This is a genomic window from Rhodopseudomonas palustris HaA2 (assembly GCF_000013365.1).
GTDB classification, from domain to species: Bacteria; Pseudomonadota; Alphaproteobacteria; order Rhizobiales; family Xanthobacteraceae; genus Rhodopseudomonas; species Rhodopseudomonas palustris_J.
In genome coordinates this window covers 4,547,592-4,563,716 of the sequence record NC_007778.1, presented here as the reverse complement: position 1 = coordinate 4,563,716, position 16,125 = coordinate 4,547,592, and the positions used below count along the sequence as shown (strand labels likewise).

General features: G+C 64.3%; 15 protein-coding genes. 12 read left to right on the top strand and 3 right to left on the bottom strand.

Annotated elements, in window-relative coordinates:
* The first annotated feature begins 82 nt into the window (after window positions 1-82).
* The 8 genes from pufL to RPB_RS20110 all read left to right on the top strand — a co-directional run bounded on the left by pufL (window position 83) and on the right by RPB_RS20110 (window position 7,893).
* A complete protein-coding gene (gene pufL / locus RPB_RS20145) occupies window positions 83-916 on the top strand; it encodes a photosynthetic reaction center subunit L (RefSeq protein ID WP_011442872.1) in 834 nt (277 codons plus the stop codon).
* 27 nt (window positions 917-943) lie between these two features.
* Window positions 944-1,867 carry a photosynthetic reaction center subunit M gene (gene pufM, locus RPB_RS20140; RefSeq protein WP_011442871.1) on the top strand — a complete coding sequence of 308 codons (924 nt, stop codon included), beginning with the start codon at window positions 944-946 and terminating at the stop codon, window positions 1,865-1,867.
* Between the two features lie 302 nt (window positions 1,868-2,169).
* The gene (gene ppsR / locus RPB_RS20135; RefSeq protein ID WP_011442870.1) at window positions 2,170-3,603 is read left to right on the top strand and encodes a transcriptional regulator PpsR; all 1,434 of its coding nucleotides are present in this window, start codon (window positions 2,170-2,172) and stop codon (window positions 3,601-3,603) included.
* A 16-nt stretch (window positions 3,604-3,619) separates the two neighbouring features.
* The gene (gene chlG / locus RPB_RS20130; protein ID WP_041798904.1) at window positions 3,620-4,516 is read left to right on the top strand and encodes a chlorophyll synthase ChlG; all 897 of its coding nucleotides are present in this window, start codon (window positions 3,620-3,622) and stop codon (window positions 4,514-4,516) included.
* A gap of 28 nt (window positions 4,517-4,544) precedes the next feature.
* The gene (locus tag RPB_RS20125) at window positions 4,545-5,888 is read left to right on the top strand and encodes a BCD family MFS transporter (protein WP_011442868.1); all 1,344 of its coding nucleotides are present in this window, start codon (window positions 4,545-4,547) and stop codon (window positions 5,886-5,888) included.
* 1 nt (window position 5,889) lies between these two features.
* Window positions 5,890-7,092: a geranylgeranyl diphosphate reductase gene (locus RPB_RS20120; protein ID WP_011442867.1), complete on the top strand. Its 1,203-nt coding sequence runs from the start codon at window positions 5,890-5,892 to the stop codon at window positions 7,090-7,092.
* A 16-nt stretch (window positions 7,093-7,108) separates the two neighbouring features.
* The gene (locus RPB_RS20115; RefSeq protein ID WP_011442866.1) at window positions 7,109-7,576 is read left to right on the top strand and encodes a TspO/MBR family protein; all 468 of its coding nucleotides are present in this window, start codon (window positions 7,109-7,111) and stop codon (window positions 7,574-7,576) included.
* A gap of 41 nt (window positions 7,577-7,617) precedes the next feature.
* The gene (locus tag RPB_RS20110) at window positions 7,618-7,893 is read left to right on the top strand and encodes a hypothetical protein (protein ID WP_011442865.1); all 276 of its coding nucleotides are present in this window, start codon (window positions 7,618-7,620) and stop codon (window positions 7,891-7,893) included.
* Window positions 7,894-8,025: 132 nt separating this feature from the next.
* Here the strand turns inward: RPB_RS20110 and RPB_RS20105 are convergent, their stop codons facing one another.
* Entirely contained in the window at window positions 8,026-8,445 is a 420-nt protein-coding gene (locus tag RPB_RS20105; protein ID WP_011442864.1) for a c-type cytochrome, read from the bottom strand.
* Window positions 8,446-8,761: 316 nt separating this feature from the next.
* On the opposite strand from RPB_RS20105, the gene ppsR (RPB_RS20100) reads away from it, so the two are divergent.
* The gene (gene ppsR / locus RPB_RS20100; RefSeq protein WP_011442863.1) at window positions 8,762-10,123 is read left to right on the top strand and encodes a transcriptional regulator PpsR; all 1,362 of its coding nucleotides are present in this window, start codon (window positions 8,762-8,764) and stop codon (window positions 10,121-10,123) included.
* On the top strand, window positions 10,124-12,322 hold the full coding sequence (locus RPB_RS20095; protein WP_011442862.1) for a GAF domain-containing protein: 2,199 nt from the start codon (window positions 10,124-10,126) through the stop codon (window positions 12,320-12,322).
* Between the two features lie 57 nt (window positions 12,323-12,379).
* Here the strand turns inward: RPB_RS20095 and RPB_RS20090 are convergent, their stop codons facing one another.
* Together RPB_RS20090 and RPB_RS20085 are read right to left on the bottom strand one after the other, a co-directional pair.
* A complete protein-coding gene (locus tag RPB_RS20090) occupies window positions 12,380-13,063 on the bottom strand; it encodes a heme oxygenase (biliverdin-producing) (protein WP_011442861.1) in 684 nt (227 codons plus the stop codon).
* A gap of 60 nt (window positions 13,064-13,123) precedes the next feature.
* Entirely contained in the window at window positions 13,124-14,017 is an 894-nt protein-coding gene (locus RPB_RS20085; protein WP_011442860.1) for a cobalamin B12-binding domain-containing protein, read from the bottom strand.
* 279 nt (window positions 14,018-14,296) lie between these two features.
* Here RPB_RS20085 and bchF point away from each other — a divergent pair, with 279 nt between their 5' ends.
* Together bchF and RPB_RS20075 are read left to right on the top strand one after the other, a co-directional pair.
* On the top strand, window positions 14,297-14,842 hold the full coding sequence (gene bchF, locus RPB_RS20080) for a 2-vinyl bacteriochlorophyllide hydratase (RefSeq protein WP_011442859.1): 546 nt from the start codon (window positions 14,297-14,299) through the stop codon (window positions 14,840-14,842).
* Entirely contained in the window at window positions 14,839-16,125 is a 1,287-nt protein-coding gene (locus RPB_RS20075; RefSeq protein ID WP_011442858.1) for a ferredoxin:protochlorophyllide reductase (ATP-dependent) subunit N, read from the top strand. Before bchF ends, RPB_RS20075 begins: the two co-directional genes overlap by 4 nt.

The following is a 16,125-nucleotide window of genomic DNA, read 5'->3' as shown; positions in this document are numbered from 1 at the left end:
CGGGCCCGTCCGCTTCCGGGAAGCGATTTCACCTGGATCACTACGATGGATTATCCCTGGCGCGCTCGCGGAGGAACGATCGATGGCAATGCTCAGTTTTGAGAAAAAATACCGCGTTCGTGGCGGAACGCTAATCGGAGGCGACCTATTCGATTTCTGGGTCGGTCCGTTCTATGTCGGGTTTTTCGGCGTCGCGACGGTGTTCTGCGCCCTGATGGGGACTGCGCTGATCATCTGGAATACCGCGCTCGGCCCGACCTGGGTTCTTTGGCAGATCAGCGTCAACCCGCCGGATGCCAAATACGGCCTGGGTTTCGCTCCGCTCGCCGAAGGCGGCATCTGGCAGTGGGTCTCGATCTTCGCGACCGGCGCGTTCGTTTCGTGGGCGCTTCGTGAAGTCGAAATCTGCCGCAAGCTCGGCATCGGCTATCACGTGCCGTTCGCCTTCAGCTTCGCGATTTTCGCTTACGTTACGCTGGTTGTGATTCGTCCGGTTCTGATGGGCTCCTGGAGCTACGGCTTCCCCTACGGCATCTTCACGCATCTCGATTGGGTGTCGAACACGGGCTATGCCTACGGCCAGTTCCACTACAATCCCGCGCACATGATCGCGATCACCTTCTTCTTCACGACATGTCTGGCGCTAGCGCTGCATGGCGGCCTCGTTCTGTCGGCCCTGAATCCGGACCGTGGCGAGCCCGTCAAGTCGCCCGAGCACGAGAACACCATCTTCCGCGACCTCGTCGGCTATTCGATCGGCACTATCGGCATTCACCGCCTGGGCCTGTTTCTGGCGCTCGCGGCCGTTTTCTTCAGCGCGGTCTGCATGATCATCAGCGGTCCGGTGCTCGCCGAAGGTGGTTCGTGGCCGGATTGGTGGAATTGGTGGCGCACCCTGCCGATCTGGAACTCGTAATTCAACCGGTCACAAGAGAGTCTTGTCATGGCCCAATATCAGAACATCTTCACGCAGGTCCAGGTTGAAGGACCTGCCTATGCGGGGGTGCCGCTACGACCCGGCAGTTCCCCCCGCGAGACCAAGACCACCTTCAGCTACTGGCTCGGAAAGCTCGGCGATGCGCAGGTGGGTCCGATCTATCTCGGCTTCACCGGGATCTGTTCGGTGCTGTGCGGCTTCGTCGCGATCGAGATCATCGGCCTCAACATGTTGGCGGCGGTGGACTGGAGTCCGATCGAATTCCTGCGCCAGTTCTGCTGGCTCGCGCTCGAGCCGCCGAAGCCGGAATACGGTCTGTCGATCCCGCCGCTCAAGGAAGGCGGCTGGTGGCTGATGGCCGGCTTCTTCCTGACGGTGTCCATCGTGCTGTGGTGGGTCCGCACCTATCGCCGCGCGCGGGCGCTCGGCATGGGGACCCACGTGTCGTGGGCGTTCGCTTCGGCGATCCTGTTGTACCTCGCCATCGGCTTCATTCAGCCGCTGCTGATGGGCACCTGGAGCGAAGCTCCGCCGTTCGGCATCTTCCCGCACCTCGACTGGACCAACAACTTCTCGATCAAGTACGGCAATCTCTACTACAACCCCTTCCACTGTCTCTCGATCGCCTTCCTGTATGGCTCGGCCCTGCTGTTCGCCATGCACGGTGCGACCATTCTGGCCGTGAGCCGCTACGGCGGCGAGCGCGAAATCGAGCAGATGCTGGACCGCGGTACCGCACTTGAACGCGCTGCTCTGTTCTGGCGCTGGACGATGGGCTTCAACGCCACCGCGGAATCGATCCATCGCTGGGCCTGGTGGTTCGCCGTTCTCACGCCGCTGACCGGCGCGATCGGCATCATCCTCACCGGTCCGGTGGTCGACAACTGGTTCGACTGGGGTGTGAAGCACGGTCTCGCTCCGCCGCGCTGAGCGACCCGACATCCAGACGACACAAAGTGCGCACGCCTGATTGCAAAAATCCGATCAGGCGTGCGCTGCTAATTCAGCTCCCCAACAGGTGTCGCCCGAGAGAAGTTTTTCCTGCCGGTAATGACGTTCGCAACAATGTGCGGTAAAGGAAACCCTTCCCACCCGCGCCTGTCAGGCCAACGACAAGCTCGTCGACGACGATACGGAGCCAGCCAGAGGGCTTCGGATCAGTAGAGACCCGACTTGTTTGGACGCAGACGCCGGAGTGGAGGACGAGTTTTTGCAGGAGGATATTTGCCCTGGTGCAAGTGTTCAAATCTCCGAAGGAGTCGCTGGGGGATCTCGGTGCCCAGTCTGCCGCCAAGCTGATCGCCGCTGCGACCGATGTCGCGCTGGTCGTCGATTCGCAGGGCGTGATCCGGGACGTGGCGTTCAACAAGGACGAACTGGCTCTCGAACTGGACGGCCAGGGCCGTTGGCTCGAGTCCCGGCTGGTCGACATCGTGACCTCCGACACTCAGCCGAAAATTCGCGAGCTGTTGCTCGACGCGACCGTGCGTGACGCGCCGACCTGGCGTCAGGTCAACCATCCCTCGCCGGGCGGCGACGACGTGCCGGTGCTGTACTCGGCCATCAATTACGGGCCCGACGATCGCCTGCTGGTGGTCGGCCGTGATCTGCGTCAACTCGCGATGATGCAACAGCGTCTAATCAACGCCCAGCAGTCGATGGAGCGAGACTACATCCGGCTGCGGCACGCCGAAACGCGGTACCGGCTGCTGTTTCAGGTCTCGTCGGAAGCCGTCATGATCGTCGACGCGAGCAGCGAATTGATCGTGGATGCCAACCCGGCGACGCTGGCGCTGTTCGACATGACTGCAGCGCAGACATTGAATTCGGCGGTCATCGGCCATTTCGGCAGCGCCGACCAGCAGGTCGTGATGAAATTGTTCGGCGAGGTCCGCACCACCGGCCGGGACGGCCGCGCCAAAGTGCGACTCGCCAGCAGCGGCCGCGAGTGCGAATTGTCGGCGTCCTTGTTCAGGCAAGAGAACGCCTCGCTGTTCCTGGTCCGCCTGACATCGCAATCGGCCGTGCCGGAAAGCGGCGCCGCGAAGAATGCGTCGTTGCTGCTGAAGTACTTCGAGGCCGGCGCCGACGCGCTGGTCATCACCCAGTTCGACGGACGCGTCATTCGGGCCAATCTCGCCTTTCTGGAAATGGCGCAACTCGGCAGCGCCGAGCAGGCGCGCGGCCAATTGCTCGACCGTTGGCTCGGCCGGACCGGCGTCGATCTCAGCGTCGCGCTGGCCAATTTGCGGCAGAGCGGCGCCATCAAACTGTTCGCAACCGTGCTGCGCGGCGAGTACGGCGCTGCCGCCGAAGTCGAGGTCTCGGCGGTCGCGCTGAACGACATCGAGGACAAGCCGTGCTTCGGCTTCGCGATCCGCAACGTCGAGAAGCGGTTGCCCGCGTCGCCGAGTTCGAAGCGGGAACTGCCGCGCTCGGTGGCCCAACTCACCGAACTGATCGGCCGGGTGCCGCTGCGCGACCTCGTGCGCGAAACCACCGATGTGATCGAAAAGCTGTCGATCGAGGCGGCGCTGGAGCTGACCGGCGACAACCGGGCGTCGGCGGCCGACATGCTGGGTCTCAGCCGTCAAAGCCTGTATGTGAAATTGCGTCGCTACGGCCTCGCGGAACACGCGCCGGAGGGAGAGGCTGCAGATGAATAAGACCGATGCGACGCGGATGAGTAACGCCATGATCACGCGTCCGGCGCCATCGGCGGTGCTCGAGGTGCTTCACCCCATCACCTGGTTTCCGCCGATGTGGGCGTTCGCCTGCGGCGTGGTGTCGTCGGGCGTGCCGATCTCCGCCCGATGGCCGGAAGTGATCGCCGGCATCGTGCTGTGCGGGCCGCTCCTGGTCGCCAGCAGCCAAGTGGTCAACGACTGGTTCGACCGCGACGTCGACGCCATCAACGAACCCAACCGGCCGATCCCGTCGGGGCGGATCCCGGGACGCTGGGGGCTGTATCTGTCCTATCTCTGGACCGGCGCATCGCTGCTGCTCGCGAGCCAGCTCGGAGTCTGGGTGTTCGGCGCCGCCGCGCTCGGGCTGGTGCTGGCCTGGATGTATTCGATGCCGCCGTTCCGGCTGAAGCAGAATGGCTGGCTCGGCAACGGCGCCTGCGCCATCACCTATGAAGGCTTCGCCTGGTTCACCGGCGCCGCGGTGATGCTCGGCGGGCTGCCGCCGTGGTGGATCGTGACTTTGGCTCTGCTCTACAGCGCCGGCGCGCACGGCATCATGACGCTCAACGACTTCAAGTCGATCGAGGGCGATATCAAGACCGGGGTCGGCTCGCTGCCGGTCAAGCTCGGGGTCGACAACGCGGCCCGCGTCGCCTGCGCCGTGATGGCGATCCCGCAGGTGATCGTCATCGCGCTGCTGCTGGGGTGGGACCGCCCGATTCAGGCCGCCATCGTCGGCCTGGTGCTGGCGGTGCAACTCGGCCTGATGGTGCGGTTTCTCCGCGCGCCGGTCGAGCGCGCCACCTGGTTCAGCGGCCTCGGTGTCGCGCTCTATGTCATGGGCATGATGGCGAGTGCGGTCGCGGTCTCGCCGTTCGGACCGTCCGCATGAACGCTCACTCGATCGGAGGCGCCTGATCATGATGCGACCATTGTCTTGGCTTGGCATTGTCCGAATGGGTCTGGTGCAAACCGGCCTTGGCGCCATCGTCGTGCTCACCACCTCGACCTTGAACCGCGTGATGGTGGTGGAACTGGCACTTCCGGCGATGCTGCCGGGCGCGCTGGTCGCGATCCACTATGCGCTGCAGGTGTTCCGCCCGGCCTGGGGCCACGGCTCCGACCGCGGCGCGCGGCGGACGCCATGGATCATCGGCGGCATGGCCGTGCTCGCGCTCGGCGGCTTCCTCGCTGCAGTCGCGACGGCATGGATGAGCACGCAGCCGCTGTTCGGCGTGGCTCTCGCCATCGTCGCGTTTTGTCTGATCGGCGGTGGCGTCGGCGCGGCCGGAACATCGCTGTTGGTGCTGCTCGCCAAGCGCACCGACGAACGCCGACGCGCGGCGGCGGCGACCATAGTGTGGGTGATGATGATCGCAGGATTTATCGTCACCACCGGCTTCGCCGGCCATCTGCTCGATCCGTTCTCGCCGGCGCGGCTGGTCGCGGTGTCGGGCGGGGTCTCGGTGATCGCGATGCTGCTCACTTTCGTCGGCGTCTGGGGCATCGAAGGCAAAGCGGCCACCGCCGAGGTGGTGGCAAAGCAAGCGGCCGACAAGGGCTCGTTCCGCGCCGCCTTCAAGGAAGTCTGGGCCGAGCCGCAGGCGCGCCGGTTCGCGATCTTCGTATTCGTGTCGATGCTCGCCTACAGCGCTCAGGACCTGATCCTGGAGCCGTTCGCCGGTGCAGTGTTCGGTTTCACGCCGGGCGAGACCACCAAATTGTCGAGCGTGCAGCATGGCGGCACGCTGATCGGCATGGCGCTCGTGCCGCTGATCGGCGCGCTGTTTCCTCGATCGCGCGGCAATTTGCAGATCTGGACCGTCGGCGGCTGCATCGCCTCGGCGATCGCCTTGCTGGGCCTGTCGACGGCTGCGATGGTCGGGCCGTCCTGGCCGCTGCGGGAAACCGTGTTTCTGCTCGGCATCACCAACGGCGCCTATGCGGTCGCGGCGATCGGCTCGATGATGGAACTGGTCACCGCCGGCGGCGAAAAGCGCGAAGGCGTCCGCATGGGGTTGTGGGGCGCGGCGCAGGCGATCGCCTTCGGCATCGGCGGCTTCGTCGGGACTCTGGCCAGCGACGTCGCGCGCTTCATCCTGTCGTCGCCGGCGCTGTCCTATGCGTCGGTGTTCGCCGCTGAGGCGGGACTGTTCATTGCCTCCGCCGCGATGGCCGTCTGGGTGCATCGCGCCCAGGTCCGTTCTGCCCGAAATCAGAGTCAAGTCGTCGGTCTGTCCAACGCCGCGGTTGCGGGAGGGTGAGATGAGCGAGAATTCCGAGGTCTACGACGTCGTCGTTGTCGGCGGTGGTCCGTCCGGCGCCACTGCGGCCTGCGATCTCGCGCGGGCCGGCAAGCGCGTCGTGTTGCTCGACCGCGCCGGTCGCATCAAGCCCTGCGGCGGTGCGATCCCGCCGCGGGCCATCCGCGATTTTGCCATTCCCGACAGCATGCTGGTCGCCAAGATCAATGCCGCGCGGATGGTGTCGCCGACCGACGTCGAAGTCGATATGCCGATCGACGGTGGCTTCGTCGGCATGGTCGATCGCGAGCATTTCGACGAATGGCTGCGCCAGCGCGCCGCAAATGTCGGCGCCGAGCGCCGCACCGGACTTTTCCGGCGCTTCACCCGCGACGAGAGCGGCGTCAACATCGTGCACTACGAGGAGCGTCTACCCGACGGCACGATGCAGGACCAGACGGTCCGGGCGCGGGCGATCATCGGCGCCGACGGCGCGGTGTCGGCGGTCGCGCGGCAGTTCTTGCCGGACGCCGACCGGGTTCCGTTCGTGTTCGCCTATCACGAGATCATCAAGGCGCCGCAGCCGGGACAGGCCGCGTACGAGAGCCGGCGTTGCGACGTGTACTACCAGGGCAAGGTGTCGCCGGACTTCTACGGCTGGGTGTTCCCGCATGGCGACACCGTCAGCGTCGGCACCGGCTCGATGCACAAGGGCTTCTCGCTTCGCGACTCGGTCGCCGAGTTGCGCAAGCAGACCGGGCTCGACGAGGTCGAGACCATCCGAAAGGAAGGCGCACCGATCCCGCTGCATCCGCTGCCGCGCTGGGACGACGGTCACAGCGTGCTGCTCGCCGGCGATGCGGCCGGCGTGGTGGCGCCGGCGTCGGGCGAGGGCATCTACTACGCGTTGGTCGGCGGCCGGCTTGCGGCCGAGGCCGTCGGTGAATTTCTCGACACAGCGGACGCGAAGGCGCTGAAGCTGGCACGCAAGCGTTTCATGCGCGCGAACGGCTCGGTGTTCCGGATCCTCGGCCTGATGCAGTGGTACTGGTACGCCAACGACAAACGCCGCGAGCAATTCGTCAGTATCTGCCGTGATCAAGACGTCCAGAAGCTGACCTGGGACGCCTACATGAACAAGAAACTGGTCCGCGCCAAGCCGATCGCCCATGTCCGGATCTTCTTCAAGAATCTGGCCCACATGACCGGCCTGGCTTCGGTGTAACCTCGGCAGGCTCGACTTGAATCCTATTTTCGTTGCCTTTTCCGTCGCGATCCTGGTTGGGCTGCTCGGCGGATCTCTGACCGACACCGGGATCTGGTATCAGAGCCTGATCAAGCCCTGGTGGCAGCCGCCGGACTGGGCCTTCGGTCCGGCTTGGACGGTGATCTTCGCGCTCGCCGCAATGTCTGCCATCCACGCCTGGCGTGGGGCTCACAGCAGGGCGCAGCGCGACTGGGTGATCGGCATCTTCGCCGCCAACGGGTTCTTCAACCTGCTGTGGAGCATGCTGTTCTTCACCGTGCAGCGGCCGGACTGGGCGTTGCTCGAAGTGCCGCTGCTGTGGCTGTCGGTGCTGGTCGGAATCGTGGTGTTCTGGCGCAGCGCCCGGACCGCGACCTACTATTTGATGCCGTATCTGCTCTGGGTCAGCTTCGCGGCCTATCTGAACTGGACCGTGGTGCGACTCAACGCACCGTTCTCCTGATCGCCTGATTGCGCGATGGCTCTCGCCCGCCGGTGTTCTCCATGTCGATGATGTCGGATTTGTTCGCGAGTGGCTTCATCGTGGACGCCGTGCTGATCGTTCTGGCCCTCGAGGCCTTCGCCGTGATCGGCTATTGGCTATGGCGAAACCGGGGGATTGCGCCGGCCGATTTCCTGCCCGGTATGATATCGGGCGCCCTGATGCTGCTGGCGCTGCGCGCCGTGCTGGCGGGGGCGGGGTGGTTGGTGCCGACGCTTTGCCTGATGGCGGCGGGATTGGCCCACCTGGTCGATGTCCGCCGGCGCTGGCGGAATTGAACGCCTCCGGGCTCGGCGACGGGGCGCCTCGGCGAACCCAGCGCAAGGGCAGAAAAAGCAAAAGCCCCGGTTCTGAGGATCAGAACCAGGGCTTTCGCGTCAGCAGCAATCAATCAGAGAGATCAGTCCAGCTTACTTCAGCGTGGCGAGATACGCCGCAACATCCTTGCGCTGCTGTTCGTTGGCCAGTTTGAAGGTCATCTTGGTCGAACCGACGGCCTTGTCGGCCTGGCCCTTGTCGGTGAGGAACTTCTTCAGGAAGGCATTCGGATCCGGCAGGTAGGCCACGATGTTTTCCTGGGTCCAGACCAGACCGGCTTCGCCGGAATTGTGGTTCAGCGGCGAATAGGTGAAGCCGGCAGCCGTGCCCGCCTTACGGCCGACGGCGCCGCCGAGGGCCGGTCCGACCATATTCTTGTCGGCACGATGGCAGGTCATGCACTGCTTGAACACCGCTTCGCCCTTGGCGGCGTCCTGCGCCGAGGCGATACCTGTCGACAGAGATCCTGCGGCAGCGGTGATGGTGACAATTGCGAGAAATTTTCGGACCACGTCTCTCTCCATAGATCTCGTCGTTACGCCCAACGGAATCAGGCCCTCTGCGGGGCCGGACAACAGCCCTATCCAAACCCGTTCTAAAGTGGCCTGTAAAGCAATTCTGACAACGGAGGTACCACCTCGCACGAAGTATTCGACGGCTATCGCCTTGAATCGGCGTAATTTTATTGCGGAATAAGCAATTCGGCGGATTTCTTGACGGTTCTGTGCCGCTTCCACTTGTCATTGGCACGCTGTCTGCATAATTGCTGCAGAGCGTACCGTTCGACTGCGTCTCGGGGACGCCGAACCGCCGCTCGCGAGTGGATCGATGTCTGCAAAACCCGCCCAACCCGACATCACCCTCCTTCTGGATATGGATGGCGTGATCCGCGACGCTTCCCTTTCACCGGCTCTGGCCGGGGAAAGTGTTCAGGGTTGGCTCGGCCAAGCCTGGACCGATGTTGCCGGCGATGATGGTGGCGACAAGGTCCGGCGCATGGTCGAGGATGCCCGGACCAGCGGAATCTCTGCATTTCGGCAGGTAAATCAACGATTTCCGTCCGGCGCCGAGCTCCCGATCGAATTCACCACCATGCTACTCGGTGATCGCACCGGACTGCTCGCGGTGGGCAAGAACCTGCAGGCGGTGACCGAACTGCATGCGCGACTGATTGCGGCGCAACAAACGATCGAGCGCGACTACTGGCGGCTGCGTGAAATGGAAACGCGTTATCGGCTGGTATTCGACGCTGCAACCGAAGCGGTGATGATCGTCTCGGCGCACGATCTCCGGATCGTCGAGGCCAATCGGGCCGCGGTGCAGGCCCTCAGCGGGGTCGACCGTGACAACGAGGATGTCACCGGCCGCGAGATCTTGAACGAGGTTGCGCAGCTCGACCGCGATGCGGTTCGCGAAATGCTGGCGCGGGTCCGTGATCGCGGCAAAGCGCTGAGCATCCTCGTGCATATCGGCCGCGATGCGCGGCCATGGATGTTGCGTGGCTCGCTGGTGTCGTCGGAACAAGGGCAGGTGTTCCTGCTGCAATTCTCACCGGTCGCCACGACTTCGCGGGACGACGAACGCGCCGAGCCGACCGTGCTCAAGACGCTGATCGACCGGGTGCCGGACGGCTTCGTCGCGCTCGACGCCGGCGGCGTCATCCGCCACGCCAATCAGGCCTTTCTGGACCTCGTCCAGATCGGCTCGAAGGGATCCGCGATCGGCGAATCGCTCGGTCGTTGGCTCAATCAGCCCGGTGCAGACCTCGCGGCGCTGATGTCGCATCTGCAGCGCTACAAGACCGTGCGGCTGTTTCAGACCTCCATTCGCGGCGAACTCGGGAGCGAGACGGATGTCGAGATCTCGGCGGTCGACGGCGACGACCACAACTACCTCGGTGTACTGATCAGGAATGTGTCGCGGCGTCTCGGCGGCGGCGAAAGCGATGCACTACGCTCGGCGCTCGGCCCGATCAGCAAGCAGCTCGGCCGCTCTTCGCTGAGAAAGCTGGTCAAGAATACCGTAGGCATCGTCGAACGCCACTATGTCAAGGAAGCGCTGGAACTCACCAAGGGCAACCGCACGGCCACTGCCGAACTGCTGGGGTTGAGCCGGCAAAGTCTCTATGCCAAGCTCGCGCGCTATGGGCTCGACGACAAGGGTGCCGTCTCCCAAAACGCCGAGGACTGAGTGACGGCTGAAGCGACGATCTCCCCCGCATTCGGAACCGCCGATCTTTCGAACTGCGAGCAGGAGCAAATTCATCTTGCCGGTTCGATTCAGCCGCACGGCGCTCTGCTGGTGATCAGCGAGCCGGATCACCGTATCGTTCAAGCCAGCGCCAACGCCGCCGAGTTCCTCAACGTCGAGCGGGTGCTCGGTCTGCCGCTCGCCGAACTCGAAGGCGATCTGCTGATCCGTATCCTGCCTCATCTCGACCCGACTTCCGAGGGAACGCCGATCGCCGTGCGCTGCCGGATCGGCAGCCCGGGGGCGGATTTCGACGGCTTGATCCATCGGCCGCTGGAAGGGGGGCTGATCGTCGAGCTGGAGCGCGCCGGCCCGCCGGTCGATCTGTCGCTGATGGTCGGGCAGGCGCTGGACAAGATCCGGACCGCGAGCTCGGTTCGCGCCTTGTGCGAAGAAGCTGCGGTGCTGTTCCAGAATCGCACCGGCTACGACCGGGTGATGATCTACCGTTTCGACGAAGAGGGCCACGGCGAGGTGTTCTCCGAGCGCCACGTCCCGGGGCTCGAATCCTATCTCAGCAACCGTTATCCGTCCTCCGACATTCCGCAAATGGCGCGACGCTTGTACGAGCGAATTCGCGTGCGCGTGCTGGTCGACGTCGGCTACGAGCCGGTGCCCCTGCAGCCGCGGCTGTCACCTCTCACCGGGCGCGACCTCGACATGTCGAGCTGCTTTCTCCGCTCGATGTCGCCGATCCATCTGCAGTATCTGAAGAACATGGGCGTCCGCGCGACGCTGGTGGTGTCGCTGGTGGTCGGCGGCAAACTGTGGGGACTGGTCGCCTGCCATCACTATCAGCCGCGCTTCATCCATTTCGAGCTGCGCGCCGTCTGCGAGCTGCTCGCCGAGGCGATCGCCACGCGGATCACCGCACTCGAGAGCTTTGCGCAAAGCCAGTCCGAACTGTTCGTGCAGCGGCTCGAGCAACGCATGATCGAAGCGATCTCGCGGGAGGGCGACTGGCGCGCGGCGATCTTCGACACGACGCAGTCGATCCTGCCGCCGGTCGGTGCGACTGGTGGCGCGCTGGTGTACGAGGGGCAGGTCACCACGATCGGTGAAGTGCCAGGCACCCAGGATATTCGCGAGGTCGCCGCCTGGCTCAGCCGCCAGCCCCGCGTGTCGGTGATCTCGACATCGTCGCTCGGTCTCGATGCGCCGGAATTCGCGCCGTTGACGCGCGTCGCGAGCGGCGTCGCGGCGGCGCCGGTCTCCAACCATCCGGGCGAATTCCTCATCTGGTTCCGTCCCGAGCGTGTGCGCACGGTGACCTGGGGCGGCGATCCGAAAAAGCCTTTCGTGATCGGAGATACGCCGGCTGATCTTTCCCCCCGGCGCTCGTTCGCCAAATGGAATCAGGTGGTCGAAGGGACTTCCGATCCGTGGACGCCGGCCGACCTGGCAGCGGTGCGGATGATCGGCCAGTCTGTCGCCGACATCGTCTTGCAGTTCCGCGCCGTACGAACGCTGATCGCCCAGGAGCAACTCGACCAGTTCTCCCGTCAGGTGCTGACCTCCGACCATCCGGTGGTGATCGCCGACATCGAAGGCAAGATCCTGCTGATGAACGACGCGTTCACATCGATGCTGCCGCAGGCGCATCCGCCCGTCCAGCGACTGGACGATCTCGCCTCGGCCTTCGTCGAACCCTACGATTTCCTGCGGAATGTCGGCGAGCTGATCAGTCGACGGCGCGGCTGGCGGGGCGAATTGCTGTTGCGCGGCGGGGGAAACGAGCCGCGTCCGTTGATGGTGCGGGCCGACCCGGTGGTCCCGTCGCGCGATCGCGCGCTCGGCTTCGTGCTGATCTTCACCGACAACACCGACCGCCGCGCTGCTGAAGCGGCGCGTGGCCGTTTCCAGGAAGGCATCATCAAAAGCAGTCGGGTCGGCAGCGTGCGGTTGGATTCGAAATCCGACCTCGTCTATCAGAATCTGTTGTCGTCGCTGGTCGAGAACGCCCAGCTCGCGGCGCTGGAGATCACCTATGGGGTCGAGACCGGGCGGATTGCCGAAATGCTCGAAGGCGTGCGCAATTCGACGCTGCGCACTGCGGAAGTCCTCGAGTATTTGATGCTGCACGCGTCCCGCACCAGCGGGAACGACAACACGACAAGAAACAACAAGTCCAACAGCTAGGGATGGGGGCGGCCGGCCTGATCCCATCAAGGCCCGGGCTCCGGATCCGAAGCTGCACTAAGACGGTCGTGGCACCAGGGTGTCCGCCAAACGCCGTTGGACGGCGACCGACAGGGCAATGTTGCATTCGAAGGCGTGCGCCCCCTCCTTGACGATTGCGTCGGAGGCGGCGGCCGCCGCTCCGGCCCGTTCCAGCGCCTGGCGATAGTCGGACTTCAGCGTCGCCGGCTCGGCAATCGCGGAGAAGTCGTAATGTGAAAGTTCGGACGCGCCGAGTCCGAGCGACTTTTCGAGCAGGCGGCGCACGATCTGGCCGCCGTTGAGATCGCCGAGATAGCGTGTGTAGGCGTGGGCGATCAACCGACTGCCGTCGCCCTCGGCCGCAAGCGTGATCGTGCGGGCATAGGCCTCGCCCTCCGGCAGAAGCGGCCATTGCTCCGCCCAGTTCGGACCAGCCAGCGCCGTCAGATCCGCTGCGATTGCGGATGTTCGCGCCAGGCACCATCGCGCCAGCGGCGCGAGAATTGGGCTGTTGCGATGGCGTTCGATCCCGTCCTCGAGCTCGCGATAGGCCGGATGCAGATTGCGCATCAGCAGGACGTATCCGTCACGGCTCGCGGCTCCGCGCAAGATATCGGCCACGATGCCGGTGCGCTCGGCTTCGAGGTGCAGAGCTTTGGTGCGAAGGTAAAGAGCGGTGACGACACTCGGCTCGTCGCTGACCGCGGTGACTGAGACCATTTCGGTTCCCCGGCTTGACGCCGCCTTATAGCAGTGCGGAAGCAGGGGCGCGAATATCCGTCACAGTGAATCTTCGCCTTTCAAGGCAATCACCAGTTCTCGGGCGAGCTGCGGCGCGCGCGCACCGTCGATTGCCATCCCGTCGGCGCCGAGCGAGCCCACCAACTCCGGTCGATCGACCAGCATTGGCCCGCCGACGATCACGCCGATGCGGCGATTGCGGGAATCGCGACGAATGTCGACGATATTGCTCTTCAACTGGTTCAACCGCCTGTCGCTGGTCACGGAGAAGCCGATCACGTCGAACCAGCGCTCCGCGACCAGCGTCGTCATGTCACGATGCGTGGCGAAAGGGCCGGTGCAGATGTCCCAGCCGTCGTTGCGGAAAAACTCCGCGACCATCGCAAGGCCGAAGCTGTGTTGTTCGCCGGGGATGGTGGTGAGCAGGACAGCGCCGCTGCGTTGCAGAGCTTCGGTCCGGCCATGGTTCTCGCCGATCTGGCGAAGGATGCGCTGAAGGCGACTGACCCCGAGAGTCACATTGGCGAAGTCGGTCGTGTCGTCCTCCCACATCTCTCCCAGTCGCCGCGCCGCAGGCGCCAGCAGGTTGAGGAAGATCAAATCAGTGGAGGCCCCTCGCGCGCTAAGAGACTCGACATAGGCCAAGGCCGCGCTCTCGTCTAAACCGAGCACCAGAAGCGTGAACTGCTGCACCTCGAATGGTGCAGACGGATCGGTGGGTGCGGAAAGCGCGGGAAAGGACATGGAGCGCAGGGCGTAGCCAACCTGGGGGAGTATCTGGGTGCGCATCGAACGGACAATGCCTCTGGCACCGATTAAAGGCCGAAACCGCCAGAGCGGCTCTGGGGGCGATAAATCCTGCGGTCTTAAAGGTAACTGGGTCTGCTCGGTGTCGGTGGCTGGCGGAAGCGAAAGCTCGTTCCGGTTGGTCATTGGATACTCCCTTCTAGCCAGCTAACCCGAACGGCCTTCCGACCGTCAAGTTTAATTTACGTATGGTTTGGTTGACAGTTCTAGGATCCGAGACTAGCCTTTGTCGATCAGCCGCACTTAGGGAGTGGCGCGGTGCACCGCAGAACAGCATCAGATCAAGAAAATGACTGTCGCGGTGTGACGGTGTCTGCTTCCTCGCCACATTCGTCGGTATCGCATCACCGCGACCGCGATGTGTCAAATGTTCTTTACATCGACGCCGTCAAAACATCTTCCGCAGTGCCGCATGGCGCGGCGGCTGAAGCCGCAAAGGTTCGGCAGCCAGTGCAGCAGCTTAAGACGCTTTACACCCCAGAAGAGCGGCTTCGCCGCGATGCAACAAAATGGACCCTGGTGCAGGGAATTCTCGCGCCGGTCCAATTTCTGGTCTTCCTGATCAGCCTCGGGCTGGTGCTCCGATATCTGGCGACGGGGGACGGTTACACCGCCGCAACCGTGTCGGTCGTGATCAAGACGCTGGTGCTCTACACCATCATGATCACAGGCGCGATCTGGGAGAAGGAAGTCTTCGGCTGCTATCTGTTCGCGCCGGCTTTCTTCTGGGAGGACGTCTTCAGTTTCCTCGTGCTGGCGCTGCACACCACCTATCTGGTGATGCTGTTCGCCGGCATTGGTGATCCGCGCCAGCAGATGCTGGCCGCGCTCGCCGCCTATGCGACCTACGTGGTCAACGCCGCGCAATTTCTGCTCAAGCTTCGCGCCGCGCGCCGCGACGAGCGGATTGCTGCGATGAATGCTCCCGGCATTTCGGGGAGCCGCGCATGACCGTCCACGTGCAGCCCTGCGCCGCGCCAGCGGAAGATCCTGTCTCGCGTGCGGTTCGCACCGAGAGCGGCCAGCGCGAAGTCTTCTGCGGTCTCACCGGCATCGTCTGGCTTCACCGCAAGATTCAGGACGCGTTCTTCCTGGTCGTCGGCTCGCGTACTTGTGCGCATCTGATCCAGTCGGCCGCCGGCGTGATGATCTTCGCCGAACCGCGCTTCGGCACCGCCATCATGGAAGAGAAGGACCTCGCCGGTCTCACCGACGCCAATGACGAACTCGATCGCATCGTCACGCAGTTGCTGACCCGGCGGCCCGACATCAAGCTGCTGTTCCTCGTCGGTTCCTGCCCGTCGGAAGTGATCAAGCTCGATCTGTCGCGCGCGGCGCTGCGGCTGTCGCAGCGGTTCTCGCCCGGCGTGCGCATCCTGAACTACTCTGGCAGCGGCATCGAGACCACCTTCACCCAGGGCGAGGATTCCTGCCTCGCGTCGCTGGTGCCGGCATTGCCCGCGGCCCAGGACGAAACGTCGTCGCTGCTGGTGATAGGCTCGCTCGCCGACGTCGTCGAGGACCAGTTCATGCGGATGTTCGATGCGCTCGGCATCGGCCCCGTGCAGTTCTTTCCGCCGCGCAAATCGACCGCGCTGCCGAGCGTTGGCCCGAACACCAAGATCCTGATGGCGCAGCCGTTCCTGCCGGACACCGTGCGTGCGCTGCAGGAGCGCGGCGCCAAGCGGCTGGCCGCGCCGTTCCCGCTCGGCGTCGAAGGCACCACCGGCTGGCTGCGCGCCGCCGCCGATGCATTTGGGATCGACGCTGCGACATTCGACCGGGTGACGGAGCCGAACCGCGTCCGTGCCGAACGCGCGCTCGGCGCCTACAAGGCCGAACTCGGTGGCCGCCGGATTTTCTTCTTTCCCGACTCCCAGCTCGAAATTCCGCTGGCGCGGTTTCTCGCGCGCGAGCTGTCGATGCAATTGGTCGAGGTCGGCACGCCGTATCTGCACCGCGAGCATCTCGCGGAGGAGCTGAAGCTGCTGCCCGCCGGCGTCGCGCTGACCGAAGGTCAGGACGTCGACCTGCAGCTCGACCGCTGCCGGCTTGCACGTCCCGACATCGCCGTCTGCGGTCTCGGCCTCGCCAATCCGCTCGAGGCCGAAGGCATCACCACGAAGTGGTCGATTGAACTCGTCTTCACCCCGATCCAGGGGTACGAGCAGGCGGCCGACCTCGCTGAATTGTTCGCGCGCCCGCTCGTCCGTCGCGCCAAGCTGGTGGCCTGA

What these genes read in the sequence shown, in the direction of transcription:
- pufL (WP_011442872.1), top strand. Translation starts at nt 83, where the DNA reads ATGGCAATGCTCAGTTTTGAGAAAAAATACCGCGTTCGTGGCGGAACG.
- pufM (WP_011442871.1), top strand. Translation starts at nt 944, where the DNA reads ATGGCCCAATATCAGAACATCTTCACGCAGGTCCAGGTTGAAGGACCT.
- chlG (WP_041798904.1), top strand. Translation starts at nt 3,620, where the DNA reads ATGAGTAACGCCATGATCACGCGTCCGGCGCCATCGGCGGTGCTCGAG.
- RPB_RS20125 (WP_011442868.1), top strand. Translation starts at nt 4,545, where the DNA reads ATGATGCGACCATTGTCTTGGCTTGGCATTGTCCGAATGGGTCTGGTG.
- RPB_RS20120 (WP_011442867.1), top strand. Translation starts at nt 5,890, where the DNA reads ATGAGCGAGAATTCCGAGGTCTACGACGTCGTCGTTGTCGGCGGTGGT.
- RPB_RS20110 (WP_011442865.1), top strand. Translation starts at nt 7,618, where the DNA reads ATGTCGATGATGTCGGATTTGTTCGCGAGTGGCTTCATCGTGGACGCC.
- ppsR (WP_011442863.1), top strand. Translation starts at nt 8,762, where the DNA reads ATGTCTGCAAAACCCGCCCAACCCGACATCACCCTCCTTCTGGATATG.
- RPB_RS20090 (WP_011442861.1), bottom strand. Translation starts at nt 13,063, where the DNA reads ATGGTCTCAGTCACCGCGGTCAGCGACGAGCCGAGTGTCGTCACCGCT.
- RPB_RS20085 (WP_011442860.1), bottom strand. Translation starts at nt 14,017, where the DNA reads ATGACCAACCGGAACGAGCTTTCGCTTCCGCCAGCCACCGACACCGAG.
- RPB_RS20075 (WP_011442858.1), top strand. Translation starts at nt 14,839, where the DNA reads ATGACCGTCCACGTGCAGCCCTGCGCCGCGCCAGCGGAAGATCCTGTC.